Source organism: Streptomyces bobili, from assembly GCF_002154575.1.
Lineage (GTDB): Bacteria > Actinomycetota > Actinomycetes > Streptomycetales > Streptomycetaceae > Streptomyces > Streptomyces bobili.
Window position 1 is genome coordinate 1 of the sequence record NZ_MUBA01000332.1, and the last position, 10,198, is coordinate 10,198.

A 10,198-nucleotide genomic window follows, 5' to 3' on the forward strand; every position below is an offset into this window, starting at 1 on the left:
GTAGGAGAACATCCCGCTCGCGACCGGGCCGCCGCGGAGGAGGTTCGCGCCGCCGTTCCGGACGCCTCGACCAGCGCGCCCCCGGCGTCGCCGTCGGCGAGCCGCTCCGCGTCCCCGTCGGCGTCGAGCGCCCCGCCGTCGCCCTCCGAGAGCGCGAGCGCGTCGCCGTCCGCCACGGAGTCCAGCGCCGCCCCTTCCCCCTCCCGGTCGGCCGAGCCGAGCCCGAGCGCGCCGACCACCCAGACCACGGCGTCGCTGGCGCCGGGGAACGGGGCGGAGGGCGGCAGCGGCGAGGAGACCGTCCTGCGCCGCGGGGACCAGGGGCCCGAGGTGACCGAACTCCAGCTTCGGCTACGGCAGTTGTACCTCTTCAACGACGAGGCGAACGGGATGTTCGGCAACCGGGTCGAGGAAGCTCTCCGCAACTACCAGTGGTCGCGGGGTATCCAGGGCGACGAGCTGGGCGAGTACGGGCCTGCCAGCCGGACGAGCCTCGAGTCGGAGACCAAGGAACCCTAGGAGCGGCATGGGGTCCGTAGGCCGTGCGGCCCGGTTCTCAGGAGGTCACGTGGATCCGGACGACGTCCCCCGCGACCTCCACCCGCACCGCCGTCAGATCCCCCACGACCACGTCCGGCCGGTGTGCCGCCGCTCGCGGCCCGACCCCCACCACCCGCATCCCCGCGGCGCGCCCGGCCGCGATTCCCGCCCCCGAGTCCTCGAAGACGACGCAGTCCGCCGGGGCCACCCCCAGCTCGGCCGCGCCCTTGAGGAAGCCCTCGGGGTCCGGCTTGCTCGCGCCGACCGATTCAGCGGTGACGCGGATCTCGGGGAGGGCCAGGCCCGCGGCGGCCATGCGGGCCGTCGAGAGGGGGGCGTCCGCCGAGGTGACCAGGGCGTGCGGGACGTCACGCAGGGAGGCGAGGAACGCCGGCGCGCCGGGGACCGGCACGACGCCGTCCAGGTCGGCGGTCTCCTCCGCGAGCATCCGCGCGTTGTCGGCGAGGTTCTGTTCCATGGGGCGGTGCGGCAGCAGGACGGCCATCGAGGCGTATCCCTGACGGCCGTGGACGACCTTCATGACGTCGTCGCCGTCAAGACCGTGCCGGTCGGCCCAGCGCCGCCAGACGCGCTCCACGACGGCGTCGGAGTTCACGAGGGTGCCGTCCATGTCGAGGAGGAGGGCACGGGCGGTCAGGACGGTGGTGGAAACGGCGGCCGGCATCGGCGACTCCCAGCGCGGACGGGGCGCGTGCGCGAGCACGCCGGAAACAAGGCGGCCCCGCCCGCCGGTCAGGGAAAACGGACGGGAGCCACTTTGTTCCCCCACGGTACAAAACAAGGGGGCCCTCACGCCACCCGCCCCGGCAGGGTTCACCTTCCGTTCAGCTCACGCGCGGCTCGGCGCGCTGCTCCCGCGCCGGGCTCAGCCGGCGATCGCCTCCCACAGGCTCCACACGCCGAGGCCCAGCATCAGCACCGCCGCGATCTGGGTGATCAGCTTCAGCGGCACCCGCTTCATCAGGGCCTTTCCGCCGACGATGCCCAGTCCGGCCACCGACCACAGGGCCAGCACCGCGCCGAGACCGACGGAGAGCGGGTCGTCGTAGCGGGCGGCGAGGTTGGCCGTCATGATCTGGGTCAGATCGCCGAACTCGGCGACGAGGATGAGCATGAAGCCCGCCCCGGAGACCTTCCAGAAGGACTGGTCCTCGGGCTTGCGGATCTCCTCGTCGCCCTCGTCCTTCTTCATCAGCAGCACGGCCGCGCCGCCGAGGAACAGCACGCCGGTGAGCGCGTGCACGAGCTGCTGCGGGAGCAGGGTCAGCACACTGCCGGCCGCGACGGCGAGCGTGACGTGCAGCGCGAAGGCGGCGGCGACGCCGGCGAAGACGTACGAGGCGCGGTAGCGGGTGCCGAGGACGAGGCCGGCGAGGGCGGTCTTGTCGGGCAGTTCGGCGAGGAAGACGACGCCGAAGACGAGCGCCGTCACGGTCAGGCTGATCAAGGGTCCTCAATCGGTCGGGGCCGCCCCACCGAGAGTGCTGCTTCCTTCGCACAGGACGCCTCGGCACGGCAGCACACGTGTGCTCCGCGCCACATGGCACGGAGGTGCACTGCTTGCCGAAGGTCTCGCTGGCCGACCCTGTGAAGGCCTGCCTCCGGGCGCCGGCTCAGACGAGCTGAGCAGTATGTCGACGGTCCGGCGAAGAGCTACTCCCCTTCTGCGCCGTCCATAGTACGTGACCCCCGCACCGACCTCCGGGGCCGACCGCGGAAGCGCTGGGGAGGCCGGCCGCCGTCCAGACCTGGCGCCGACCGCGAAAGCACCCTGGGCAGACCGCGGAAGCACCCTGGGGCCGACCGCGGTCCGGACCCGGCGCCGACCGCGGGAGCACCCTGGGCCGACCCCAGGAACGGCCCAGCCAGGACCGCGGAAACCCCCTGGTCGCGGCCCCCGGAGCCGCCGCGGGACCGAAAGTCCCGCCACACCCCTTGTTGTGTCATGCGCACGTCACTAGCTTCTTACCGCGCGCACACCTCCCCGCAATGCGGCCCCGCGAGCATTCCCTCGCTCGCACCGCAACGCCCCACCCCCTCAAGGGAGTTCGCATGTCGAAGTTCTACGCGCGTCGACGGGTCAGCATACTCGCGGCGCTCACCGGACTGATAGCCTCCGCCGCCCTCTTCAACTCCCCGAGCGCCTCCGCGGCCCTCCCCACCCCGGTCAGCGCCACCACCGCCCGCACCTACCTCGCCTCCCTCACCGTGGCGACGGAGGACCGCACCGGCTACAACCGCGACCTCTTCCCGCACTGGATCACCCAGTCCGGCACCTGCAACACCCGCGAGGTCGTCCTCAAGCGCGACGGCACGAACGTCGTCCAGGACTCCGCCTGCGCCGCCACCAGCGGCAGCTGGTACTCGGTCTACGAGGGCGCGACCTGGACCGCCGCCTCCGACCTCGACATCGACCACCTGGTGCCGCTCGCCGAGGCCTGGGACTCCGGCGCCGACAGCTGGACCACCGCCCGCCGCCAGTCCTTCGCCAACGACCTGACCCGCCCGCAGCTCATCGCCGTCACGGACAACGTCAACCAGTCCAAGGGCGACCAGGACCCCGCCACCTGGATGCCCTCGCGCACGGCCTACCGCTGCACCTACGTCCGCGCCTGGGTCCAGGTGAAGTACTACTACGGCCTCTCCGTGGACTCCGCCGAGAAGAGCGCGCTCACCAGCTACCTCGCGAGCTGCTGATCGAAGATCCCGGCGAGGAACCTCCCCGTTCTCCTCCGTCGTTCCGTACCGTACGGGGCGACGGAGGAGGCGATCACGTGGCCGGACTGCGGCTGGGACCCCTGCTGAGATACGCCGACGGCTCGTCCGCGACGGTCTGGATCGAGGCGGGCCGTCCGTGCGCCGCCGAGGTGCGCTGCGCGGACGGCTCAGGCGGCACGACCCGCACCTTCCAGGTGGCGGGCCACCACTACGCCCTGATCCCGGTCACCGGGCTCACTCCGGGCACGGCCACGCCGTACGAGGTGTTCCTCGACGGCACCCGGGCGTGGCCGCCCGACGACTCCCCCTTCCCGCCCTCCGCCATCCGCACCCCGGCCGGCGACGACGACGTACGGGTGGCCTTCGGGTCCTGCCGGTGGGCGGCGCCGCCGGCGGGCGAGCACGACCCGGTGGGCCCCGACGCCCTGGACAGCCTGGCCGCGCGGATCGCCGCCGACCCCGACGGTGAGCGGCCCGACGTCCTGCTGCTGCTCGGCGACCAGGTGTACGCCGACGAGACCTCGGACGCGACCAGGCGGCGCATCGCCGGCCGCCGCGACCTGACGGAACCGCCGGGCAGCGAGGTCGCCGACTACGAGGAGTACACCTGGCTCTACGACGAGTCCTGGCGCGATCCCGAGGTCCGCTGGCTGCTGTCCACCGTGCCGAGCTGCATGATCTTCGACGACCACGACGTCATAGACGACTGGAACACCTCCGCCTCCTGGGTGGCCGACATGCGGGCCACCGACTGGTGGCGCGAGCGGGTGCTGAGCGGCCTGATGTCGTACTGGGTGTACCAGCACCTCGGGAACCTCTCCCCCGCCGCCCTGGCCGCCGACCCGCTCTACGCGGCCGTCCGGGACACTCCCGACGGCACCGACCTCGTGCGGGACTTCGCCTGCCGCGCCGACACCGAACCGGCGGGCGTGCGCTGGAGCTACCGCCGCGACTTCGGGCGGGTCCGGCTGCTGATGGTGGACACCCGCGCCGCGCGGGTCCTCGCCGAGGACGGCCGCGCGATGCTCGACGCCGGGCAGGCGCGCTGGCTGCGCGAACAGGCCCTGGACACACCGGGGTCGTACGACCATCTCCTCGTCGGCACCTCCCTGCCCTGGCTGCTGCCGCACCTGGTGCACGACGCGGAGGGGTGGAACGCGGCGCTGTGCCGGGGCGAACGCGGGGCGCGGTCGGCGCGGTTCGGGGAGAAGGTGCGGCGGGCGGCGGACCTGGAGCACTGGGCGGCGTTCCCCGACTCCTTCGCCGCGCTGACCCGGCTGCTGGCCGAGGTGGGGACGGGACCGCAGGCGCCGGCGAGCGTGCTCGTGCTGTCGGGGGACGTGCACCACGCCTATGTGGCCGAGCCGCGCTGGCCGGGCGACGTTCCCGACGCGCGGGTGCTGCAGCTCACCTGCTCGCCGGTGCACAACTCCATCCCGCTGTCGATACGCGCGGGCTTCCGCTTCGGGTGGAGCGCCCTCGCCCGCGCTCTGGGGCGCGGTTTCCGAAGGCACGGGCGCTCGCCGCGGCCACCGGTGGGCTGGCGCAAGACGGGCGGCCCCTGGTTCGGCAACCAGCTCATGACCCTGACGCTGCGCGGGCGTTCGGCCTGGCTGCGGCTGCACCAGGCGCGCGCGGACGGTGCGCTCGTCCTCGTGGAGGAGTCCGAACTGACCTCTGGATAGCGGGATTCGAGGGGGCAACCCAGGCTGAGCCGGGCCAACCGGGGCCGATGGGGGCCGCGTTGGCTTCGCCAGGGTGCGGGGGCATGATGAGGCGGACCGTCCGCTTCCAGTGAGCCGTGTGAGCCGCACGGGTCCGGTGCGTCCCGTGGGCGGTCCGCTCCAATGCGCCCCACACGCCCGGGAGTTCCCCCTTTGTCCTCAGCGAACACGGAACCGGCGCCCCTCCGCCCGGCGCCGGCCGCCGCCGTGGCCTCCTCCGTCTCCTCCGTCGCCGCCTCCTCCGCCGCCGTCGCCCTCGTCGGTGCCGGACCGCGCGGCACCAGCGTCCTGGAACGCCTCTGCGCCTCCGCGCCCGGCCTGCTCCCGCCCGGCGCACGGCTGACGGTCCATGTCGTCGACCCCGCGCCGCCGGGGCCCGGCCGGGTCTGGCGCACGGCGCAGTCGCCGGAGCTGCTGATGAACACGGTGGCCTCGCAGGTGACCCTGTTCACCGATGACAGCGTGGACTGCGCGGGCCCCGTCCGGCCCGGCCCGAGCCTGCACGAGTGGGCGGACGGGGGGCTGGGCCCGGACGAGTATCCGACCCGTGCGCGCTACGGCCGCTACCTGGAGTGGGTGTTCGCGCGGACCGTACGGACGGCGCCGGACTCCGTGCGGGTGCGGACGCACGCGGCCCGCGCGGTCCGGCTCGACGACGGGGCCGACGGCCGCCAGGTGCTCACCCTGGACGACGGCCGGGTGCTGCCCGGCCTGTCCGCCGTGGTCCTCGCCCAGGGCCACCTCCCGGTGGCCGCCGACGCCGCCCACCGCCGTCACGCCGCCCACGCCGAACGGCACGGCCTGCGCCATGTCCCGCCCGCCAACCCGGCCGACGTCGACCTCTCGGCCGTCCGCCCCGGCGAACCGGTGCTGCTGCGCGGCCTGGGTCTGAACTTCTTCGACCACACGGCCCTGCTGACGACCGGCCGCGGCGGCCGTTTCCTGCCCGCCGCGGGCGGCCTGCGATACCTGCCCTCCGGCCGCGAGCCGCGCCTGTACGCCGGCTCCCGGCGCGGCGTGCCGTACCAGGCGCGCGGCGACAACGCCAAGGGCCCGTACGGCCGTCACACCCCGCGCGTCCTCACCCCCGAGGTGATCTCGGGCTTGCGCAAGCGGGCCGACTCCGGGGAGGCGCCCGACTTCCTCGCGGAGATATGGCCGCTGGTGGCGAAGGAGGTGGAAACGGTCTACTACACGGCCCTCGTCCCTCTCGTGCGGCGCCCGGAGTTCACCGCGAGCTTCCTCGCCGCGCCGCACCGGTCCGCCCAAGAGGCGGCCGTACTCGACGAGTTCGGCCTGCCGGGGGCCGGCCGCTGGGACTGGGACCGGATCGCCCGGCCGTATAAGGGAAGGGAGTTCGCGGGTCCGGGGCAGTGGCGGGAGTGGCTGTCGGCGTATCTGCGCCGGGACGCCGCCGAGGCCGCGCTGGGCAACGTACGGGGTCCGTCGAAGGCGGCCCTGGACGTGCTGCGCGATCTGCGCAACGAGCTGCGGCTGGTCGTCGACCACGGCGGACTGACGGGCGCCTCCCGCCGGGATCACCTCGACCGCTGGTACACCCCGCTCAATGCCTTCCTGTCCATCGGGCCGCCCCGCCGCCGCGTCGAGGAACTGGCCGCGCTGGTCGAGGCGGGGATCGTGACGGTGCTCGGCCCCCGGCTTGAGGTACGGGAGGCGGCGGGGGCCTGGCACGCGCACTCCCCGGAGGTGCCCGGGTCGGACGTCCGCGTGACCACCCTCGTCGAGGCCCGGCTTCCGGAGCCGGACCTGCGGCGCACCGGCGACGCCCTCCTCGCCCACCTGCTGAGGACCGGGCGGTGCCGGCCGCACACGGTGGACGGTTACGAGACGGGAGGGCTGGACGTAACACAACGGCCCTATCATCTGATCGACCGTCAAGGACGGTGCCACGCACGGCGGTTCGCCTTCGGTGTGCCCACGGAGGGCGTGCACTGGGTGACGGCCGCGGGGGCCCGCCCAGGGGTGGATTCGGTCACGCTTTCGGACGCGGACGCGGTGGCCAGAGCCGTCCTACGTGCGACGGAGCCCGAAACGGGAGCCCGGACAACATCCCGGCCATGGCCAAATGTTGAACTTGCAAGTATTGATTAGCTGCGCCTAACGTTGGTCGCTCATTCGGTACCGCCGCCCCACGCGACCCGCTCACCCCAGGGCAGGCCGTACGACCGACACCGAAGGAGCACCCCCCATGTCCGCTCGTCTCGACAGCGCACAGCCCTACGCGATCGGCCTCTTCCGCATCGTCGTCGGACTGCTCTTCGCCTGCCACGGCGCCGCCTCGCTCTTCGGCGTCCTCGGCGGAGCGGCGGGCAGCGACGGCGGCACCATCGACGCCGGCACCTGGCCCGGCTGGTACGCCGCCGTGATCCAGCTCGTCTGCGGCAGCCTGGTGATGCTCGGCCTCGGCACCCGCGCCGCCGCCTTCCTCGCCTCCGGCTCCATGGCCTACGCGTACTTCGACGTCCACCAGTCGATGGCGCTGTGGCCGATCCAGAACGGCGGCGAGGCCTCCGCGATGTTCTGCTGGGCCTTCCTGCTGCTGATCTTCACCGGCTCCGGCGCACTCGGCGCGGACCGGCTCTTCGCCCGCCTGGCCGCCCGGCGTACGACGCCGGAGCGCGAGCCCGCCGCGGAGCAGTCCCCCGTCGCAGCCTGACACCACGCGTCCCCGGCGCGGCCTGATGCATCGCGTCCCCGGCGCCCTTCCCGCGACCTCGGGGAGGGCGCCTCGCGCGTGAACGGCGCGTCCCCGTGTGAACACGCCGTGTTGAACACACGAGCCCCCCGTGAACCTCCTGTCACACCCCGGGCGTACGCTGTATGGCTGTCATGGCCGCACCTGCCGCTCCCCCGCGACACAGCGGCACGGTTCGGCCGCACGGGGGAGACGACGGGGAGATTTCGCGGTGTTCGAAAGTGTGGGGGCGTTGATCGGCGCCCCATGGATCTACGCGTTGGTGGCCCTGTCGGTGCTCCTCGACGTGTTCCTCCCGGTGCTGCCCAGCGGCGTCCTCGTCATCACGGCGGCGACGGCCGCTGCCGCCGGATCGGGCGCGGCGACCGGGCGGCTGCCCCATGAGGTGCCCGACATCCTCGCCCTGATCCTCTCCGCGGCGACGGCCTCCGTCCTCGGCGACCTGGCGGCCTACCGGCTCGCCCGGCGCGGCGGGGCGCGGCTGGACCGTGCGATCTCCCGTTCCCGGCGGCTGACCACCGCGCAGGAACGTCTCGGCGGGGCTCTCGCGGAGGGCGGCGGCGCGCTCGTCGTCCTGGCCCGGTTCGCCCCGGCCGGCCGGTCGGTCGTCTCCCTCATCGCGGGCGCCGCACACCGGCGGGTCCGCGACTTCCTCCCCTGGTCGGCCCTCGCCGGCCTCTCCTGGGCCGCGTACAGCGTCGCCCTCGGCTACTACGGCGCGACGTGGCTCGGCGCGACGTGGCTGGCGACCGGGGTCTCCTTCCTGGCCCTCTTCGCGGCAGGCGCCGGAGCGGCGTACCTGATGCGCCGCCGGCCGGCGTGACCCGCTGAGGGTTCCTTCGACTCCGGTTTCTTCGACGCCCGTCCTTCGACGCCGGGCGCGCCGCCGACCCGCGTGACGCGCGGGGGGTGCGCGCGGACCTCCGATCAGCCCTGAAAGGGGCTCCTCCTCACGGTCGGCGCACCCCGCACCGCAGCCGACCCGCACGTCGGCGCACGCCGCCACGCCCGGCCCTCATCCTCCGCCCGGCGCGGCCGACCTCGCGGACCCCCGTACCTCCAACTCGGCCAGCAGCGACGCCGTGGCCTCCGCCACCGCGTCCACCGCCCGCTCGAAGACCTCCCGGTTGTGGGCGGCCGGCACCCGGAACCCGGACACCTTCCGCACGTACTGGAGGGCGGCAGCCCGAATCTCGTCCTCGGTGGCCTCCTCGGCCAGCACAGGGGGACGAAGCGTCTTGATACTCCGGCACATGCCTCCAGTCTCACCCCGTGGACCCCGATCCGTCGCCCCTTTCCTCAACCCCCGCCCCCTGCCATGATCACTTCCGAGGCGGCCACCACACCCGGGGCCGACCGACGAGAGGAACAGCGACACCATGGCGAACAAGCTCACTCTGGCGATCCTCGGCCCCGGCGGCATCGGCGGCCTCCTCGCCGGGCTCCTGTCCCGCGCGGGCCACCAGGTGATCTGCCTGTCCGGCGAGGACACGGCCACCCACCTGCGCACCCAGGGCGTGCGCGTCCGCAGCCCGCGGCTCGGCGACTTCACCGCCCCCGTGACGGCCGACACCGAACTCCGGGTCCCCGTCGACGCCGTGCTGATCACCGTCAAGCACACCGCCCTCGACGCGGCCCTGACCCGCGTCCCCTCCGCCGCTCTCGGCGACGCCCTCCTCGTGCCCTTCCTCAACGGCGTCGAGCACCCGGCGGCCCTGCGTGCCCGGTACGGCCCGCAGGCCGTGGCCCCGGCCGTCATCCGGGTGGAGTCGACGCGGATCGCCGCGGGCGTGATCGAGCACGCGAGCCCGTTCGCGGAGATCGACCTCACCGGCGACCAGGTCCCCCGACCTCGCCTCGACGCCCTCTCGCGGGCACTGACGGAGGCCGGCCCGACGACCCGGATCCTGCCGGACGAGACGGCCGCGCTGTGGGCGAAGATGGCGTTCCTCGCCCCCTTCGCCCTCCTCACGACGCGGCACGCGCTGCCGCTGGGTGAGGTCAGGACACGCCACCGCGCAGACCTGACCGCCCTGGTCGAGGAGACGGCCGCGGTGAGCCGCGCCTGTGGCGCCCCCACCGACCCGGCGGCGGCACTGGCCCGCTACGACGCCTTCCCGCCGGCCACCAGGTCGTCCATGCAGCGCGACGCCGAGGCCGGCCGCCCGCTCGAACTGGACGCCATCGGCGGGGCGTTGCTCCGCGCGGCCGACCGGCACGGGGTGCCGGTCCCGGTGGCGACGCGCCTGGTAGGAGAGTTGCGGGAAGCGGGTTACTGAGTCAGGTCGACGTACCAGTCGTTCGACGTGATCCAGTGCCCCTTCGGGTACTCGAAGTCGAACGGGCCGAGCAGGGTGAACCCCGCTCTGCGGCACACGCCGTTGGACGCGGGGTGATCCACGCTCGGGAAGGCGTGCAGGGTCCGGTGGCCGCCGGTCTCCCGCACGGCCTTCCTGACGGCGTCGGTGACCGCGCGGGC

The 10,198-nt window shown here is 73.8% G+C and carries 11 protein-coding genes and 1 pseudogene; 7 read left to right on the forward strand and 5 right to left on the reverse strand.

Translation table 11 applies throughout. The features are described 5' to 3' along the window. Positions 1-239, reverse strand: a 239-nt coding sequence (locus BZL64_RS41335) for a hypothetical protein (protein WP_244205492.1), incomplete at its 3' end; no start/stop codon positions are given. Between the two features lie 91 nt (positions 240-330). On the opposite strand from BZL64_RS41335, the gene BZL64_RS41340 reads away from it, so the two are divergent. Continuing rightward, a complete protein-coding gene (locus tag BZL64_RS41340) occupies positions 331-519 on the forward strand; it encodes a peptidoglycan-binding domain-containing protein (RefSeq protein ID WP_244205493.1) in 189 nt (62 codons plus the stop codon). Between the two features lie 37 nt (positions 520-556). Here BZL64_RS41340 and BZL64_RS25340 read toward each other — a convergent pair whose 3' ends face one another. Both BZL64_RS25340 and BZL64_RS25345 read right to left on the reverse strand, forming a co-directional pair. Continuing rightward, positions 557-1,225 (reverse strand): HAD-IA family hydrolase, encoded by a 669-nt coding sequence (locus BZL64_RS25340; RefSeq protein WP_086771507.1) that lies wholly within the window; start codon positions 1,223-1,225, stop codon positions 557-559. A 201-nt stretch (positions 1,226-1,426) separates the two neighbouring features. Then, complete coding sequence (locus BZL64_RS25345; protein ID WP_086771508.1) at positions 1,427-2,008, reverse strand: TMEM165/GDT1 family protein; 582 nt, start codon at positions 2,006-2,008, stop codon at positions 1,427-1,429. Between the two features lie 605 nt (positions 2,009-2,613). Between BZL64_RS25345 and BZL64_RS25350 the strand changes: the two genes are divergently transcribed. The 5 genes from BZL64_RS25350 (at position 2,614) to BZL64_RS25370 (ending at position 8,542) form a co-directional block, all read left to right on the forward strand. Then, entirely contained in the window at positions 2,614-3,258 is a 645-nt protein-coding gene (locus BZL64_RS25350; protein ID WP_086771509.1) for an HNH endonuclease family protein, read from the forward strand. Between the two features lie 77 nt (positions 3,259-3,335). Next, positions 3,336-4,964: an alkaline phosphatase D family protein gene (locus tag BZL64_RS25355; protein ID WP_086771510.1), complete on the forward strand. Its 1,629-nt coding sequence runs from the start codon at positions 3,336-3,338 to the stop codon at positions 4,962-4,964. Positions 4,965-5,126: 162 nt separating this feature from the next. After that, the gene (locus BZL64_RS25360) at positions 5,127-7,115 is read left to right on the forward strand and encodes an FAD/NAD(P)-binding protein (RefSeq protein ID WP_086771511.1); all 1,989 of its coding nucleotides are present in this window, start codon (positions 5,127-5,129) and stop codon (positions 7,113-7,115) included. Positions 7,116-7,212: 97 nt separating this feature from the next. Next, the gene (locus BZL64_RS25365) at positions 7,213-7,680 is read left to right on the forward strand and encodes a DoxX family protein (protein WP_086771512.1); all 468 of its coding nucleotides are present in this window, start codon (positions 7,213-7,215) and stop codon (positions 7,678-7,680) included. Positions 7,681-7,930: 250 nt separating this feature from the next. Further along, positions 7,931-8,542, forward strand: coding sequence for a DedA family protein (locus tag BZL64_RS25370; RefSeq protein ID WP_086771513.1), 612 nt, complete (start codon positions 7,931-7,933; stop codon positions 8,540-8,542). Between the two features lie 192 nt (positions 8,543-8,734). Here the strand turns inward: BZL64_RS25370 and BZL64_RS25375 are convergent, their stop codons facing one another. Next, entirely contained in the window at positions 8,735-8,974 is a 240-nt protein-coding gene (locus BZL64_RS25375) for a DUF2277 domain-containing protein (protein WP_086771514.1), read from the reverse strand. Positions 8,975-9,098: 124 nt separating this feature from the next. Here BZL64_RS25375 and BZL64_RS25380 point away from each other — a divergent pair, with 124 nt between their 5' ends. Continuing rightward, positions 9,099-9,998, forward strand: coding sequence for a ketopantoate reductase family protein (locus tag BZL64_RS25380; RefSeq protein ID WP_086771515.1), 900 nt, complete (start codon positions 9,099-9,101; stop codon positions 9,996-9,998). On the opposite strand, the pseudogene BZL64_RS25385 reads toward BZL64_RS25380, so the two are convergent. Next, positions 9,992-10,198: pseudogene (locus BZL64_RS25385) on the reverse strand (GNAT family N-acetyltransferase); the annotation flags it as partial. The gene BZL64_RS25380 and the pseudogene BZL64_RS25385 overlap by 7 nt on opposite strands.

Coding starts and splice junctions, on each gene's coding strand:
- BZL64_RS25350 (WP_086771509.1), top strand. CDS start 2,614: ATGTCGAAGTTCTACGCGCGTCGACGGGTCAGCATACTCGCGGCGCTC.
- BZL64_RS25365 (WP_086771512.1), top strand. CDS start 7,213: ATGTCCGCTCGTCTCGACAGCGCACAGCCCTACGCGATCGGCCTCTTC.
- BZL64_RS25360 (WP_086771511.1), top strand. CDS start 5,127: ATGCGCCCCACACGCCCGGGAGTTCCCCCTTTGTCCTCAGCGAACACG.
- BZL64_RS25380 (WP_086771515.1), top strand. CDS start 9,099: ATGGCGAACAAGCTCACTCTGGCGATCCTCGGCCCCGGCGGCATCGGC.
- BZL64_RS25375 (WP_086771514.1), bottom strand. CDS start 8,974: ATGTGCCGGAGTATCAAGACGCTTCGTCCCCCTGTGCTGGCCGAGGAG.
- BZL64_RS25340 (WP_086771507.1), bottom strand. CDS start 1,225: ATGCCGGCCGCCGTTTCCACCACCGTCCTGACCGCCCGTGCCCTCCTC.